The 16814-nt window shown below is 35.8% G+C and carries 13 protein-coding genes and 3 pseudogenes; 11 read left to right on the plus strand and 5 right to left on the minus strand.

The genetic code is table 11. The features are described from left to right. Positions 1 to 39 precede the first annotated feature (39 nt). The 6 genes from ACQH1X_RS02835 to ACQH1X_RS02860 all read left to right on the plus strand — a co-directional run bounded on the left by ACQH1X_RS02835 (position 40) and on the right by ACQH1X_RS02860 (position 4203). Positions 40 to 771, plus strand: coding sequence for a hypothetical protein (locus tag ACQH1X_RS02835; RefSeq protein WP_425386489.1), 732 nt, complete (start codon positions 40 to 42; stop codon positions 769 to 771). Then, positions 761 to 1147 carry a hypothetical protein gene (locus tag ACQH1X_RS02840; protein WP_246433168.1) on the plus strand — a complete coding sequence of 129 codons (387 nt, stop codon included), beginning with the start codon at positions 761 to 763 and terminating at the stop codon, positions 1145 to 1147. The genes ACQH1X_RS02835 and ACQH1X_RS02840 overlap by 11 nt, the downstream gene beginning before the upstream one ends. A 26-nt stretch (positions 1148 to 1173) precedes the next feature. After that, positions 1174 to 2475: a group II intron reverse transcriptase/maturase gene (gene ltrA, locus ACQH1X_RS02845; protein ID WP_425385808.1), complete on the plus strand. Its 1302-nt coding sequence runs from the start codon at positions 1174 to 1176 to the stop codon at positions 2473 to 2475. A gap of 170 nt (positions 2476 to 2645) precedes the next feature. Next, positions 2646 to 3299, plus strand: coding sequence for an ankyrin repeat domain-containing protein (locus ACQH1X_RS02850; protein ID WP_425386651.1), 654 nt, complete (start codon positions 2646 to 2648; stop codon positions 3297 to 3299). A 33-nt stretch (positions 3300 to 3332) separates the two neighbouring features. After that, positions 3333 to 3797 carry an ankyrin repeat domain-containing protein gene (locus ACQH1X_RS02855; protein WP_425386490.1) on the plus strand — a complete coding sequence of 155 codons (465 nt, stop codon included), beginning with the start codon at positions 3333 to 3335 and terminating at the stop codon, positions 3795 to 3797. A 4-nt stretch (positions 3798 to 3801) separates the two neighbouring features. Next, positions 3802 to 4203: a DUF2924 domain-containing protein gene (locus ACQH1X_RS02860; protein WP_425386491.1), complete on the plus strand. Its 402-nt coding sequence runs from the start codon at positions 3802 to 3804 to the stop codon at positions 4201 to 4203. Positions 4204 to 4384: 181 nt separating this feature from the next. Here ACQH1X_RS02860 and ACQH1X_RS02865 read toward each other — a convergent pair whose 3' ends face one another. Next, entirely contained in the window at positions 4385 to 5407 is a 1023-nt protein-coding gene (locus ACQH1X_RS02865) for an IS110 family transposase (protein ID WP_425385829.1), read from the minus strand. Between the two features lie 245 nt (positions 5408 to 5652). Here ACQH1X_RS02865 and ACQH1X_RS02870 point away from each other — a divergent pair. Together ACQH1X_RS02870 and ACQH1X_RS02875 are read left to right on the plus strand one after the other, a co-directional pair. After that, positions 5653 to 5793 (plus strand): annotated as a pseudogene (locus tag ACQH1X_RS02870) (DUF2924 domain-containing protein); the annotation flags it as partial. Beyond that, positions 5787 to 6401 (plus strand): annotated as a pseudogene (locus tag ACQH1X_RS02875) (recombinase family protein); the annotation flags it as partial. The pseudogenes ACQH1X_RS02870 and ACQH1X_RS02875, both read left to right, overlap by 7 nt. Here the strand turns inward: ACQH1X_RS02875 and ACQH1X_RS02880 are convergent. The 3 genes from ACQH1X_RS02880 to ACQH1X_RS02890 are packed head-to-tail and all read right to left on the minus strand — an operon-like array spanning position 6396 to position 8244. After that, positions 6396 to 6518: a hypothetical protein gene (locus tag ACQH1X_RS02880; RefSeq protein ID WP_425386492.1), complete on the minus strand. Its 123-nt coding sequence runs from the start codon at positions 6516 to 6518 to the stop codon at positions 6396 to 6398. The pseudogene ACQH1X_RS02875 and the gene ACQH1X_RS02880 overlap by 6 nt on opposite strands. Before the next feature lie 11 nt (positions 6519 to 6529). Next, complete coding sequence (gene ltrA / locus ACQH1X_RS02885; RefSeq protein WP_425385808.1) at positions 6530 to 7831, minus strand: group II intron reverse transcriptase/maturase; 1302 nt, start codon at positions 7829 to 7831, stop codon at positions 6530 to 6532. Positions 7832 to 7857: 26 nt separating this feature from the next. Further along, positions 7858 to 8244 carry a hypothetical protein gene (locus tag ACQH1X_RS02890; protein WP_246433168.1) on the minus strand — a complete coding sequence of 129 codons (387 nt, stop codon included), beginning with the start codon at positions 8242 to 8244 and terminating at the stop codon, positions 7858 to 7860. A gap of 72 nt (positions 8245 to 8316) precedes the next feature. Between ACQH1X_RS02890 and ACQH1X_RS02895 the strand changes: the two are divergent. Continuing rightward, a pseudogene (locus ACQH1X_RS02895) lies at positions 8317 to 9210 on the plus strand (recombinase family protein); the annotation flags it as partial. Positions 9211 to 9406: 196 nt separating this feature from the next. Here the strand turns inward: ACQH1X_RS02895 and ACQH1X_RS02900 are convergent. Continuing rightward, positions 9407 to 12559, minus strand: coding sequence for a host RNA manipulator TomO (locus tag ACQH1X_RS02900; RefSeq protein ID WP_425386493.1), 3153 nt, complete (start codon positions 12557 to 12559; stop codon positions 9407 to 9409). A gap of 916 nt (positions 12560 to 13475) precedes the next feature. Between ACQH1X_RS02900 and ACQH1X_RS02905 the strand changes: the two genes are divergently transcribed. Beyond that, complete coding sequence (locus ACQH1X_RS02905; protein ID WP_425386494.1) at positions 13476 to 14579, plus strand: hypothetical protein; 1104 nt, start codon at positions 13476 to 13478, stop codon at positions 14577 to 14579. Between the two features lie 199 nt (positions 14580 to 14778). Beyond that, the gene (locus ACQH1X_RS02910) at positions 14779 to 16617 is read left to right on the plus strand and encodes an OTU domain-containing protein (RefSeq protein ID WP_425386495.1); all 1839 of its coding nucleotides are present in this window, start codon (positions 14779 to 14781) and stop codon (positions 16615 to 16617) included. Positions 16618 to 16814: the final 197 nt, after the last annotated feature.

A 16814-nucleotide genomic window follows, 5' to 3' on the forward strand; every position in this document is an offset into this window, starting at 1 on the left:
TATAATGATACTATATTTTATAGTACGTGAGGAATAATCGTGATAAATAAAAACAATGTACCCTATTATATAACTGGAACTTTGGCTACTTTCACTTTATTGGCATCAGGAATATTTGCTGCAGCTCCTTATATTGGTTTCTTAGCTCCAGTTGCAGCATTAAGTGTTGGCCTGCCATTTATTATTGGTTGTGCTATATTTTCTGTTGTAACTATTGCACTTTCATATAAAGCAATTAGTAAGAACAAAACTATTTCTGAGAAAGATGTTCAACTGGCTGAGAAAGTAGAAGAAATATCTAAAAAAGATGCTCAACTAGCTAAAGAAGAAGATAAAGTACAGGCTCAAAAGCAAACAATTTCTGAGTTAGAAGCTAAGATACAAACTCAAGAGCAAACAATTTCTGGGCAAAATGACCAACTGACTAAAAAAGAAGCGGAAGTAAAAGCTAAAGAGGAAGAAATTTCTAAGCAAAAAATTGAAATTAATAAAAAAAATGAGGAGATTGATAATCAAAAAAAAGAAATAGAAGAACTTAAACACAAAAAAACTTTTGTTCCGCAAGCAATGAAGAATATCAAAGAAGCATCTCAAGAAGCATTTGCATATGTAGCAGAAGTCTACAGTAGTGGGCGCGTTCATAGTACTATTAAGCAGCGCCGTAGTGATGTTGCAAATGGTGCGCCAAGAAGTGCTTGGAGAACAGTTGGTGAAAATCCAACACAAACAAAGTCTAGCCAACAGTTTGGAACAGACCACTATGTTGCATGAGGTAACGAGTGTAATAGAGCTAGTGGGATGGACAATGCAGGGTACAACGAAAGTGAAGGGATTGAGTTCCGAAATACCTGAAGACATAGAGGTCGACATTTTCATGGCCATGGAAGACAGCATGAAGGATAACGTAAAGGCAAGTTATCACTCACTCTATCGGGATCTGAGACCGTGCCATGTATTGAAATGGACTTCAAGTGAACTTGGGAGATCCTATGCATTCCTACAAAGGTACGCTGGAACAAGTCAACAAAGGCAAGAACTAGCGGAAGATGCAGGGGAAGTCGGACTGATTGATAGTACTCAGAATGTGGGAAAGCCACGTACAAGGGGAAGCGATCAGCAATATAGTAACTGGAATAGGGATTGCTAGGCCAATACAACGGAGGTTGGAATAACATGCAAAATAAACTAAACCAGATAGCAGTAAGAGCAAAGCAAGATAAGCGACTAAAATTCACATCGTTAGTCCATCTGATAAATACAGAGAATCTTGCGAGATGTTATAAAGAACTGAAGCGTAACAAGGCTTGTGGAGTAGACCAGATAACAGTGGAATCATACGGAGAAAATCTGAATGAGAAACTCGAAGTGCTAGTAGAAAGTATGAAGAGGAAGCAATATCAACCACAACCAGTAAAGAGGGTATATATACCGAAAGCTGGAAGTAAAGAGAAACGCGGACTCGGAATACCATCGACCGAGGATAAATTAGTACAGATTATGCTGAAGAAGATATTAGAAAATATTTACGAGGCAAACTTTCTGGACAGCTCATATGGATTTCGACCTGGAAGAAACTGTCATCAAGCGGTAAATGCACTAGATAAAGCAGTTATGTACAAGCCAATAAACTACATTGTAGAAGTGGATATCAAGAAGTTCTACGATAATATACAGCATAAATGGCTAATGAGATGTCTAAGGGAACGAATAACTGACCCAAATTTGCTGTGGTTAGTAAAGCGGTTTCTCAAGGCAGGGATAGTCGAAGCTGGAAATTATGAAGCAACAAAACAAGGTACACCCCAAGGTGGTATAGTAAGTCCTGTATTAGCAAATATATACTTACATTATGTGTTGGATTTATGGATAGAAAAGAAATTTAAACCAAGATCCAGAGGATATATACAACTAATAAGGTTTTGCGACGATTTTGTGGTTTGTTGCGAAAGTAAGGTAGACGCGGAAGAATTTCTGGAATTACTGAAACAAAGGCTAAATAAATTTGGGTTGGAAGTATCTGAAAACAAGACCAGAGTAGTAAAGTTTGGCAAGAGGGAGTGGCAACAAGCGATAAGAGAGAAACGAAGGACGGAAAGTTTCAATTTTCTGGGGTTTACGCACTATGGTGCAAAAAGTCGTCGTGGTAGATTAATAATGGGACATAAAACCTCAAAGTTAAATCTAGCCAGAAAACTAAAAGAAATCAAGGAGTGGTTGAAAATAGTCCGCGGAAGTATTCGACTTAAAGATTGGTGGCAAGTACTGAAGGCTAAATTAACAGGACACTATAACTACTTTGGTATTAGCGGAAATTATTGGTGTTTGAAACAATTTTACACATCAGTAAGAAAGCTAGCATTTAAATGGATAAATCGGCGTAGTCAGAAAAAGAGTATGACCTGGGAACAGTTTGTACACTACGTAGAAGTAAATCCATTACCAAAGCCAAAAATACATTTTTCTTTATATGCATAAGAGGGACGACTGTGAAAACTAATATTGATGAGCCGTGTGCGGGAAATCTGCAAGCACGGTTCTTTAGGGGGAGTTGTAGTAATAAAACTCAAACGAGAGGAGTAAAGCTACAGCTTCTACCGAACAGTTTTAGCAAGAGTAAGTTTTTTAAAGAAGTATCAAGTAACGATATTAATAAAAGAAATGAAAAAGGAGAGACGATATTGCACCAAGCAGTGGAAATCTCTGATTACAAAACAGTGAGATTATTAATAAAAAAGGGGGCAGAGATAAATGCAAGAGATAAAAATGGTTATACACCTCTACACTGTGCAGTATTCGCAAAGAGTTTAGAAAATGTAAAAGTGCTGCTAAGGGAAGGAGCGGAAGTAAATGCCACTCAATATGTCAGTGGATGTACGCCACTGCACTCTGCGTGCAAAATAGGAGGAGCAGGAGTTGAAATAATAAAAGAGCTAGTAAAAGCAGGGGCTGCAGTTAATCAGCTGAATAAATATGGTGCAACACCAATGTATTACATATGGGAAAGTGAAAAGTATCGTCTATGTGATAGCAAAGAGAGTGAAAAGGCAAGTAAATTTTTGAGAGAAAAAGGAGGAGTAACAAAAAGTAGAGAACTGACCTGCTATGGAATAGAGGGGCTAGTGGGAGAAATAGCAGACATGTTGAATGGGAGCTATATGCCGGAGCTAAAAATAATAGAGATAGAAGAAATAAGGAAGAGAGACAAATCGCTAATAAAGAAAGAATGTCAAAATTTAGCAAGCAAGATAATCAGCCAAGTGAATGAAATGATAGATGAGGTGGTAAAAAGGAAGGCTTAGGGATTTAAATTTAAAGAAAAGGTGGGGTAAGTTATGGTAAAGCTCGGTAAAAAAGAGGAGTCACTATTAGAGAACTCGTTTGAAAATATTTATGAAAGAGACGAAAAAGGAAGAACAGCTCTACATTATGCAGTAGAGGTAAAAACAGTGGAGTTATTAGTCGAAAAAGGAGCGAATGTGAATGCTAAAGATGTAGAAGGATATACAGCACTGCACCTAGCGGTAACGGAGAAACGCCTAGAAATCGTGAGGGAGTTGATAAAATCAGGAGCAGACGTAAATGCTGAGGAATATGGAAATAAATTCATACCTCTACACCTTGCATGTATGGTGGGGAAAGTGGAAATAGTAAAAGAGTTAGTGGAAGCAGGAGCAGAAATAGAGCAAGCAGATAAATTTGGAATGACAGCGATGGATTATGCAAAAAATAGCAAAGAGATAACCAAGATATTGAAGAAAGAAACAGACAGAATTGAGAAGTTATTTATGAAAGGCTAAAAATATGGAGAAAGAAGTAGAAAAGAAAGTAATGAATTTAGAGAGAAAACCTTTGGATGAACTGAGAAAAATATGGAAGAAGGTATATGGGGAAGAGGCGCCTAGATACTCAAAGAAATATCTGATACCGAGACTAGCATATAGAATACAGGAGGAAGCGTATGGAGAAATGTCAAGAAAAGGAACAAAAAGACTAGAGTATCTAGCAGATCGGCTAGAGAAGGGAAAAAGAATAAGTAGTGACAAACTGCCAGTAGCAGGAACAGAGCTAATATTAGAGAGAGGAGATACCGTCTCGCCAGTCAACAAGAAAATTACAAAAATTGAATCTAAATTGCCTAAGTTATATTGTGAAATCAAAAAATACTGCCAATTCCCGTCCTGTGTAGCGGTATACAGATTGTAGTTGTATTAAACAAGAGCCTGATATTAGTTTTGACTACCTCAATTCTTCTGTCAGTTAATTCTTGTCTGTCAGATTAAATCTTGTCTTTTACACTTATCAACATATACACTAACCAACTACATTCAATAAATTTGTGTAAGATACCATTTTACATAAGATAGAATGGAAGCATTTTTCGATTTTAAATTACTAAAGCTTCAGTCAATCTCCTAGTCCTGTAGCTTTTGATATGGTCAGGATTAAAAGCCTTTTTTGATTTTAAAATACCAAAAACAATATGAAGCAACTTACGCATTGCAGCACCAACAATGGCCATATTATGCTTGCCTTTTTCTTTTAATCTCTTGCAAAAAGTCATAATAATAGGATTGTGATTTTTAGCTACTATAGCAGGAAAATACATGGCCTTACGTAGTGTTCGTGAACCTGATTTACTTAATCTGGGCTTGGCATATACAGATGAACCTGATGTTATATTTCGTGGTATAGTTCCAGCGTATGCTGCCAATTGTCTGGCATTTATAAAAGCCTTTGTGTCAGGAATTTCAGCTAAAATAGCTATTGCTGATTCCTCTCCTATTCCTGGAATAGTCAATAAGAGTTGAAAGTTTTCCAACAACTCTTTGTGCTGTTTTAATAGTTCACGTATGGAGTTTTTTATTGTTTCTATTGATTGTTCTATGTTCACTGCAAGGTTTTCCCAAGCATTTGCAACTTCTTCAGGCAGTCTCTCCTTCTTTTCTAAATGATTATTTACGAATGTTAATCCATCTTTTAACGCAACCGAGCAACGATAAAGATGTTTTAATTTTTTCATTTCAGGAGAAGGTGGTGTCCAACGAGTAGGTTCCTGTCTTTGGCAATAATCAGCAATAATTTCTGCATCGGTCTGATCATTCTTTTGTCTTACAAGCTTACTCCTCGCATAAGATTTAATACAATAAGGATTTACAACACTTACAAAATGTCCAGCATTGTGTAGAAATTCAGCCAAAGCTTCACTATAACAACCGGTAGCTTCCATACAAGCTTTCACTTGCTCTACGTTATGTTTTTGTAGAAAGCTCTGCAGACCTTGAAACCCATTATCATCGTTCTTAAAGCTTCTTTTCCTAGTTTCACGTTTTCCTTTTTTACTTATAAATGAGAGAAAAACATCAAAGCGATCTTTTGATACATCTATTCCCAGAAAGTTGTTGATCATATATAACCCCATACGTTACTATTTAAAATGAAAAGTAAGGCTAACCTTGTGAATACAGAATTAGAACCATTTAGGTTTTTCTACGATACCGTCCAGCCTATACTTTTGAGAAGGGAATTCTTATCTCCTCTACAGATTTTATATCTAAGAAGAAGCACAGAGTTCCTCCCTTCTCCACCTAATGCTTAAGCTTAAAACATTAGATGCTTTTGACAAGATACAAGTAGAAGATATCCTTATTGCCTGCGTTGATGGTAACAGATAAGGGTTTAATCTATAAAGAAGAGTTTTATACGTCATTGTCAGCAGTAGCAGGGAAAATAATGGGAATGAGCTACAATGGGCCGCTTCTATTTGGAATGAGAGATAAGGAGAAAGAATGCTGAAAGAGGTAAGATGTGCGATATATACTAGGAAGTCAAATGAAGATGGTCTAGAACAAAAGTTTAATAGTCTTGATGCGCAACGTGTAGCATGTGAAAAATATATAAAAAGCCGAGAAGGATGGGTAGCATTGGCCAAAAGATACGATGATGGAGGTTTCTCAGGAAAGAATTTAGAAAGACCAGCAATAAAGGAATTATTTGAAGATGTAAAGGCAGGAGAAGTAGATTGTGTAGTGGTATATACTCTGGATAGGCTATCAAGGGAAACAAAAGATAGTATAGAAGTGACATCATTTTTTAGAAGGCATAGAGTAAATTTTATAGCAGTAACGCAGATATTTGATAATAATACGCCAATGGGAAAATTTGTACAAACAGTGTTATCAGGAGCAGCACAACTAGAAAGAGAAATGATAGTGGAGAGAGTAAAAAATAAAATAGCAACATCAAAAGAGCAAGGATTATGGATGGGAGGAACTTTGCCGCTTGGGTATGATGTAAAAGATAAAGAATTAATAATAAATGAAAAAGAAGCGAAAATAGTAGGGCACATATTTGAAAGATATTTGGAGCTAAAATCAATGGCAGAATTGGCAAGGGAGTTAAATAGTGTTCGGTAGAAGCTGTAGCTTTACTCCTCTCGTTTGAGTTTTATTACTACAACTCCCCCTAAAGAACCGTGCTTGCAGATTTCCCGCACACGGCTCATCAATATTAGTTTTCACAGTCGTCCCTCTTATGCATATAAAGAAAAATGTATTTTTGGCTTTGGTAATGGATTTACTTCTACGTAGTGTACAAACTGTTCCCAGGTCATACTCTTTTTCTGACTACGCCGATTTATCCATTTAAATGCTAGCTTTCTTACTGATGTGTAAAATTGTTTCAAACACCAATAATTTCCGCTAATACCAAAGTAGTTATAGTGTCCTGTTAATTTAGCCTTCAGTACTTGCCACCAATCTTTAAGTCGAATACTTCCGCGGACTATTTTCAACCACTCCTTGATTTCTTTTAGTTTTCTGGCTAGATTTAACTTTGAGGTTTTATGTCCCATTATTAATCTACCACGACGACTTTTTGCACCATAGTGCGTAAACCCCAGAAAATTGAAACTTTCCGTCCTTCGTTTCTCTCTTATCGCTTGTTGCCACTCCCTCTTGCCAAACTTTACTACTCTGGTCTTGTTTTCAGATACTTCCAACCCAAATTTATTTAGCCTTTGTTTCAGTAATTCCAGAAATTCTTCCGCGTCTACCTTACTTTCGCAACAAACCACAAAATCGTCGCAAAACCTTATTAGTTGTATATATCCTCTGGATCTTGGTTTAAATTTCTTTTCTATCCATAAATCCAACACATAATGTAAGTATATATTTGCTAATACAGGACTTACTATACCACCTTGGGGTGTACCTTGTTTTGTTGCTTCATAATTTCCAGCTTCGACTATCCCTGCCTTGAGAAACCGCTTTACTAACCACAGCAAATTTGGGTCAGTTATTCGTTCCCTTAGACATCTCATTAGCCATTTATGCTGTATATTATCGTAGAACTTCTTGATATCCACTTCTACAATGTAGTTTATTGGCTTGTACATAACTGCTTTATCTAGTGCATTTACCGCTTGATGACAGTTTCTTCCAGGTCGAAATCCATATGAGCTGTCCAGAAAGTTTGCCTCGTAAATATTTTCTAATATCTTCTTCAGCATAATCTGTACTAATTTATCCTCGGTCGATGGTATTCCGAGTCCGCGTTTCTCTTTACTTCCAGCTTTCGGTATATATACCCTCTTTACTGGTTGTGGTTGATATTGCTTCCTCTTCATACTTTCTACTAGCACTTCGAGTTTCTCATTCAGATTTTCTCCGTATGATTCCACTGTTATCTGGTCTACTCCACAAGCCTTGTTACGCTTCAGTTCTTTATAACATCTCGCAAGATTCTCTGTATTTATCAGATGGACTAACGATGTGAATTTTAGTCGCTTATCTTGCTTTGCTCTTACTGCTATCTGGTTTAGTTTATTTTGCATGTTATTCCAACCTCCGTTGTATTGGCCTAGCAATCCCTATTCCAGTTACTATATTGCTGATCGCTTCCCCTTGTACGTGGCTTTCCCACATTCTGAGTACTATCAATCAGTCCGACTTCCCCTGCATCTTCCGCTAGTTCTTGCCTTTGTTGACTTGTTCCAGCGTACCTTTGTAGGAATGCATAGGATCTCCCAAGTTCACTTGAAGTCCATTTCAATACATGGCACGGTCTCAGATCCCGATAGAGTGAGTGATAACTTGCCTTTACGTTATCCTTCATGCTGTCTTCCATGGCCATGAAAATGTCGACCTCTATGTCTTCAGGTATTTCGGAACTCAATCCCTTCACTTTCGTTGTACCCTGCATTGTCCATCCCACTAGCTCTATTACACTCGTTACCTCATGCAACATAGTGGTCTGTTCCAAACTGTTGGCTAGACTTTGTTTGTGTTGGATTTTCACCAACTGTTCTCCAAGCACTTCTTGGCGCACCCAGGATACCGGACAAAATCAGATATCTTTAAAAAAGCGACGGTGAGAAGAATAATAACAAATCCAATATATCTGGGAAAAATCAGACATTATGAGAAAGAGTATGAAGGAAAGCATGAAGCGATAATAGAAGAAGAAAAATGGCAAAAAGCGCAAGAGTTGATAAAGAATCAGCCTTATCAAGGCAAAAAATATGAAGAGGCACTACTAAAGGGGATAATCAAGTGCAAGAACTGTGACGTAAATATGACACTGACATACTCAAAAAAGGAAAATAAAAGGTACCGATATTATGTATGTAACAATCATCTAGGAGGGAAAAATTGTGAATCAGTAAATCGAACAGTAGTAGCAGGAGAAGTGGAAAAAGAAGTGATGAAGAGAGCAGAGCACCTATACAAAAATTGGCAAGAAAAAGCGGAAGAATGGGAAGAGTTAAGCTTCGGAAAACAGAAGGAAGTAGTAAGGAACTTAATAAGTGGGGTAATGGTAAGAGACGATGGAATAGTAATAAGTTCTGAATCAGGAGAGATATTTATAGCAATGAATTTAAAGAAGAAAGGAAACAAATGCAAAGTAGTAGAACCAGAGGGGAAAACAAATAATGCGTTACTCAAAGCAGTAGTAAGAGCCCATTCCTGGAAACGTCAGCTAGAAGAGGGAAAATATGGAAGTGTGAAGGAACTGAGTGCCAAAATTAATATAGGTACAAGACGTATACAGCAAATTTTGAGATTAAATTATTTAGCACCAAAGATTAAAGAAGATATAGTAAATGGGAGGCAGCCAAGGGGTTTGAAGCTATCTGACTTGAGGGAAATACCAATGTTATGGAGTGAGCAGATGGAGAAGTTTTACGGGTTTAAGCAAGCTGTCTGCCAATAAAAAATGAGATAATTTCTTTAGAAGGATCTTTAAATTATTAAATCTCTCTGTAATTCTTTTATGGAAAGATTAGTAAATTTAACACTCCTACTAAATTGGATAAATTGATTGCAAAAAAATAAGATCTTCAATAAGTTGCTTGTATAGTCGGCCTTTCATAGGTAACAAAGCCAACTCTCCTGCTATATTTCTTACCTTAAGTTATATTTTGCACTGTTATTTGATTCACTACAGCTTCAGCATTGCTATTCTCAAGTGACTTTGAAGGCTTATTACAATAGTATATGATTGAAGCAATAACTAAGCAACAAGTCCCAACTGTTATTCCCACTGCTAGCATTTCTAAATAAACTGCAACAGCTATTCCTGTAGCAACTCCTGTTATTGCTAACATAGAAGCAGCTATCACAGGCAACTTACTTTTTGCATCTTGTGGATTAGGGTTGTTTTTGTTTGGATAACCAGGTTGTTTGCTGTTACCTTGAGCATTTTTTGACACAGGTTCAGTAGGCTGAACGAGAGCTTGTTTTTTCTCATCACCCTCAACACCTGTATTGCTAGGATTGCTGTCAACAACTAAAGTTTTTGGTTGCATGTTCTGCATAGCATCATCATCTTGGTGTTCTTCAGGTATAACTTTATCATGTTCACCATCATTTTGGCTGCCTTGTGTAATTACTACAGATTCTTCTTCATTACTTCTAGATGTCGAAACATCCTCACTTACAGAACTTGATACTTTAGGTACTGTTAAATTTTGCTGATCATCTTGCTCATCATTTAGGTTATCAGGCTCGGATTTAGATTCTTCAGTGGCCATTGAAGGCATTTCTGACACCATGGCAGTAGCTACAGATTCTATTGCTTCAATTACAGGTATTCTTACTTCATTAATTTCTTCCTCAGAATTCGGTGAATCTGATTCACTTTCTTTAGGCTCTACCACAGGGACTTCTTGTCTACCTGCAGCAGCACCAATACTTTTACTTTCTACTGCAAGAAATTCTCTAATTTTTTTAACCTTATTTTTGGACTGTTGATCTTTCTTTCCAACTTCTGTCTCATGAGCTTTCTCCAAAGCCCGATTAATGATTCGTTCTGCATTATTGTCCTCTTGTTTTACCCGTTTTACTAAACATTCTACTGCTTTATAATCAAGACTGAAGATAGCATCAGACAACTCCTTTTCTATGCTTCTTGTATTTTGGTCACTACTATGCACTCTATCCTCCTCAAAATTATCACTTATACGATCCATTATTGAAACCATCATGCCATCTAGTATATCACTTTCTCCCTTTTGTGCAAGAACATCTTTTTCTACCTGCTTACTGGCAGCACTTTCAAGTCCTGGATTTTCTGATAGAGTGTCACTTGTTATAACTGGAATTTCTAATTCATCTGCAACGTTATTACTTCTTTTTCGTATTATAAAAGTTCCAGGAGTTTGGTGCATTTCATCCCACAAACCTTGACATTCATGACAGGAATATTCTTGCACGTCAATAGAAAACTGTAGAATATTTCTAATTTGCATTAAACTGAATATTAGATCAATATTCTTTCGACGTTTATTGTCTTTTGGATCTTTAGTGTATTCATCATATGCTATGTAAGCAGTCTGAGCTAATCCATTTACAATACCTGGCAAATAGCTGTGATTATACTCACGTAAAGCTTCAGATTGTAATAATTTATTTTCCTTTTTCAGGTCTTCTATGCGCTTTTCTATGCTAGATTTAAAAATCCCACACTCCTCTTGAAAAATTACGTTAATTGCACCCTCTTCTGTGCATAAGTAACATACTTCCTTGACTAAGGAGTAATCTTCTTGGCCTATTGAGTAGTGTGTTGCATTTTTCAGTATATTCTGTATGACCTGCCTAATTACTTGCTCATTATGTGATGCGTTTTGATAGATTTCTTCAGTGTAAAAAAGCACCTTGACTATAACGTCTGTGTTTTTGTATTCAACATTAGACAATGCAATGAGGATTGATTCTTGTATGTTATCAAATTCGTTATTTTTAAATTTTTGATTGAGATAGCCGATAACATCATTGCTGCACTCAGCACATTCTTTGCATAGATGCTCAATAAATGCAATATTGCCAGCATCCAATGCAGTTTTCAGAACTAAATTGTAAATTTCTCTTCTGCCACGCGCTCCTATGTTTTTCAGGATTTGTTGCCTTAGTATTGTAATAACTTTATCATCTGCAAATGCTTGTTCATATACATCGTAAATGGCGTGACCTGTACTATTAGTGTATCGTTTGCACAAGTATTCAATGACAGATATGTGTTCTTGACTTATCGCAGTTTCTAACAAGGTAGCAAAGCTCTTTTTTAATAACCCTTCTGTTGAGGCTTTTTTAGTTGGCTCATTAATATATTTTTCAAATGCACCTAGCACTGTCGTGATGAATTCTTCATTTTTGATCAGAGACGCTGTTTCAAGCACACCATACAAAGGATCAGGTTTACTTGTTTTTAACACCTGTCCAAAATCTCTTAAAACGTATTCAACAAAAATTGCATTTAATAATTCTTGCTCTTTTCTTAGTGCTATAACTGAGAAAAAGCTAATCTTATTAGGTTCGACAAGTTGTATAGCTTGATCTTTTAACCTTCCATGAACTCCATCGTTACTATGGAATTTTTCTGTAAAAGCTTCAATATATTTTTGACCACCAACAAGTAAAGGTAAAAGACTTAGATTTCCTTCAGCAAAAAGTATGTCCTGACATCGTTCTGTCAGCTTGTCATTAGCTGCAATTGCTAGTAATACCAACTCTTTTACTGAATAATCACACTCAAAATTCTCCTGATCAAATTTATACTGTGATAGTACATTTGAATATATATGTTGATGATCGCTTCTATCTTGTAAATCTAAGTTAAGTTGTTGCTCACAAAAACTCTTTAAATTTACATTATCCAGCGTAATAGACCTACCTTCATAATCTTCAATATTTTGTACAACCTTGTCTAGTTCTTCACAATTATCTCCCCTTACAGCTTGATTTAAGATATTTATTATCTCAGCAAAAGTTAAGTTTTTAGGAATGATATCATATGAATCTTCATCTTTTAACTCTACAGTAAACGACCTATCACAACCATCAGGAAAGTTCGTAAGTATTGCATTCTCTAGACTCAGATCTTCAGGAGGTGTATCACATAGATTAGCTTGTATCTCTTGATTTTCGCCATCTAAAACTTCAAACTCTTCCTTTTCTTCAATGCCTGAATCTCCAGAATAGCGACGATCTTTGGTTATTTCTTGATTCTTTTCTGTTCCCAAATTAACACAACTTGAATCTAGGGAGTCAGTTTGATTAACCATATCTTATCTCCTACTAATAACCAATTAAGTATAGCGCCAAACAATAATCTTGCCAAGCAAATCATTAATTCCTTGATAAATAGGCTATCATTATCATCCGTCTCTCCGCCTTCCACGATACAAGCAATATTTTTTGAATGGGCATTTTTAGGTAAAATATTGCAATAACTAGTAGCAACAACAATTTAATTATTTACTTGTCCAAAAATCTAAAAAAGTACGTATATTTGTGAGAATAAGTTACGCAAAAACGGGGTTATGAAAATAAAAACGAAAAATTGTTGCAACAAAGTTATGCAAAACAGTTCGTACGTGGATTTAGTAAAAGTGAGCCAATATAGCTGATTTTAGCGTATAGCAAAATCATTATATTGAAAAGTTCGCACGGATCTAGCGGTAGACCAACACATCCCAAGAAAAACACTTCTCACCGCCCTTGGTTTTGAGTGCTGGAAATGGGTGTATTATTTAGTTTTTTAATAAGATACGCTACTAAATTAATAGTAATTTGTTTTAGAATAACCAAAGAAGAATTAAGGCAAGCTTATGACAAAAAACAAAATTAAAAAGCAAATAAAAGATCTTATATTCAGCCTATTAAGAGCCTTTTGCAAAAAGTTATTCAAGTCTAAAAAAATTTTTCAAATTGAGGATTGACAAAACTTAGAAACGGGATATCTTACTCAAAATGGTATCAAGTTACTATAGTGTATGTTAGGTGTAGCAGTTTCCATGTTTTTCCATTCATAGAGGGGTGATTATGCTGCGTTCAGATATTCCAAAGGTCCTATTTTCTTGTATTAAAGAAGATGACCCCTATAGAGCATCTAAGCTTTTTCAAATTGAACGCTGGTGCTACGCAAATTGGCGTCTACACCAAAAAAGCGGCCAGAAAGGACGTAATTTTCTTGCACAAGTGCTATCTAGTGAGGATTGTTGGAAAAAAGTAGACAATTTACATGGAGTTAAGCTTGATAGGCAAGTAGTAGGCAAAAAATTGATTGCGCAAGGTTCAAATAATCCATTTAGCTCTGAAAAGAGATATGAGACAGCTTGTCGTTATTGCCTAGAAGAGGATATTGTTGCTTTGTTTGAAGAGAGGAAAAACAAACTGTCAGCTCAAGGTAAGAGCAGTCTATTGGAGTATTCTCACTTAGTTAAGACCCTATCAGGGAACCTTTTAATAGTTTTTTGGTCACATTTTATCAGTGGTTATATCTCTAAATTGAATTTAGATGGCTGCCATCCATATGAGTACGGGCTTAAATGTGCTATGAGTTTTAAGCAAGAGCAGGCAGTAGAATTCTTCTGGAATAAAATAAAATCATTACCTGAAAGTGAGATGGGTGCACAGAAAAAGGATGAGATCTTGATGAAAACAGCGGTATATGCAGCAGGGAACCGTTGCAATAGTTATCCTGAAATATTCGAATTTTGTTTTAGCCAAATAAGTCCTGATAAATATCCAGAACTTCTAAAAAGAGACTTAGCTGAAAATGGTTATTATGGCAGTTTAGATACGCTACAGAGTGCACTTCGCTTTGATCAATTCCAAAAATTGTTTGACTGCTTGGGGTCAAGTGATGTTTCAGAAAGTTGTTATTGTATTTGGTTAAAGTATATAAAAGAATTAGAAAATTACTCAGAGTCTTGTGTGGGTGCAGGAGTAAAGCTTTTTATGTATATGTGGATGAAGAAGGGATTTGATAGCCATCGTGCCTTATTATTAAATAAAGAAATGAGGAGTAGCTCAGTATTTCAAGGGAGGTTGTTAGTCCCTTTAATTGATAGAGGTTGTATGGCACCAGTATGGGCGATATTAGATAAGGCTAATTCTGATCAAATTAAGGAGTTTATGGATTCTAGGCAAGCAGAGTATATACGATCTGTGTTAGAGAAAAGAGATATTGATTCATTAAATAAATTTTTATCATATGGTAATTCTAGATCTGAAGGGCCTGCTAGCTTAACTGAAGTAAAATTAAACAAAGCATGTGAGCAATTAGGGTTGGGTAATTAATAGGTATTATAGGGTAATTCTATAAAACAGGTGATGGTTTCTTGTTACTACTTTAGCTTGTTTAGTTTTCGTCAGGAAGGTGTTGCATTATAATACAGATATTATATACATAAGTTAGCATGTAGGTAAAAATAGTTTATGTTATTGATATCTCTGATAAGAAATAGTGGGTTTGGTATAATGTAATAAAGGGGGTTTTATGTTTAAGACACAATATCCAACAAATCGTCTTAAAAAAGAAGGTGTTAATTCAAAAGTTGCTGAGTTATCAGATGAAATGCAATATACAGAACAAGTTAAGGAATTTTCTCAATTTGAGCGTTATCGAAGGTCTGATGTTGATTCCGAGAGTGAAAGTAGGTTTAAAAGAATCGATGTTCCAGGAGATGGTAGCTGCTTATTTTGGTCTGTTACTATGGCTTACTTAATACCTGTCAGAAACGATGATGCTCTATTTCGACAAAGGTACAAAGCTTTGTTTGGAAATGGAGAAGATGTGACCAAAAATTTAGATCGTATTAGAGGTTTGGTTCGAAATTTAAGTACTGCGGATTATGATGATGCATTTGTAAACTTAGTAAGAAATGTATTCCGCAATCGAGTAGTTGATTATATACGTGATCATGAAAATGAGTTCAGAGATTTTGTTGAAGGCAATTTTGAGAATTACTTAGAGAACATGAGGAACTCTAATACTTGGGGAGGTGAACCTGAAATAAGAGCAATGAGTGGAGTACTTAGCGCAACAATTAGTGTTTCTGGTGAGGTTGAAACTCAATATGGTGATGGAAATATTCAAATACAGTTATTTCATGTTGGTGCACCAGGTAAACGAAACCGTTATAATTTTGGTCTTGAAAGGAATATTATTGATAATGATAAAGAGCTTGCAAAAGGCTTAAAAAGAGTCATGGGTAAAGTAAGGCCACAAGACTTTGAGTTAATACAGTTATTGATAGAGGAAGCAGGTAAAGCAGTTGGCACAAGCCAGCAAGGAGAGGATTTTAAATCTTTCGAAACAAGATTTCAATCATTTATAGATCAAATTCCATCCTATTTACACTCTGTAGAGAAGGCAGGATTTTTTACACATTTTTTCCTAGGAAGCTTTTCTACTTTACTGGATACAGAGATTGCAGAAAAGTTAAATATTAAAAAGATTTATTTTAGCTTTGATACTTCGAAAACTTTAAAAGTGGCTGTTGTTAAAAATGGTCAAATTGGAAATGCTGAAGACGCTATTAATAATATAGATTTATTTTCCATTTCAGAAGGTAAGCGTGGCCATCAGTTTACTGTTAATGAGTTGGAAAACATATTAAGAAATAATATAGATAGGGGGAGGATTAGAAATCGAAACGTTGAGAATGAGATCATAAATATTAAGAATGAAATTCAAGATAGAATAAAATCCAGATTAGTACAGATCTACAAAGGAAAGGATGGTATTTTTGTTAATATGGAAGTTAAAGAGATACTTGATTCTCCTGCTAGCAAAGAATTTCATAAAATAGAAAAAGGAGTATGGAATAATCCGGAAGCTGATATAGCTGAGCTAAGTTCTAGTAGAGAGATAGGGGTTAAAGAATCTCTTGAGGGAATTCTTAGAAAGATTAGTAAGGTTCATTCTAAATATGAAAACTCATTAATCTATGATAGTAGTGCACGTGAAGCAGCACATCATGGATTTATGGTAGGTGTTTTCACGAATTTCCACTATAGGTATAATCTTAGAGTTTACCCAGAGCAATTTGCAGGAAGGGGTTATGCTGATATTATCCTGCTAGCTCGTGGTCCTGATCGTGCATTAGATTCTATTCCCATTATTATTGAGTTAAAAGCAGGGGCAGGTCCTAACGCTACTCCAGATAAGGCTTTGCAACAAACAGAAAAGTATGCACAAGGCTTCCAACCAAATGTTCGGCGAGTTTTAACTACTGCGGATAACATTTTATGTGTTGGTGTCAATCTTGATAATCCATCTCCTATCTTATGTAAAATGGTATCTTACACAAATTTATTGAATGTAGTTGGTTAGTGTATATGTTGATAAGTGTAAAAGACAAGATTTAATCTGACAGACAAGAATTAACTGACAGAAGAATTGAGGTAGTCAAAACTAATATCAGGCTCTTGTTTAATACAACTACAATCTGTATACCGCTACACAGGACGGGAATTGGCAGTATTTTTTGATTTCACAATATAACTTAGGCTCTGTGGACAAAAAATATG

Origin of the sequence: Wolbachia endosymbiont (group A) of Barypeithes pellucidus (genome assembly GCF_964030885.1) — a bacterium.
GTDB lineage: Bacteria > Pseudomonadota > Alphaproteobacteria > Rickettsiales > Anaplasmataceae > Wolbachia.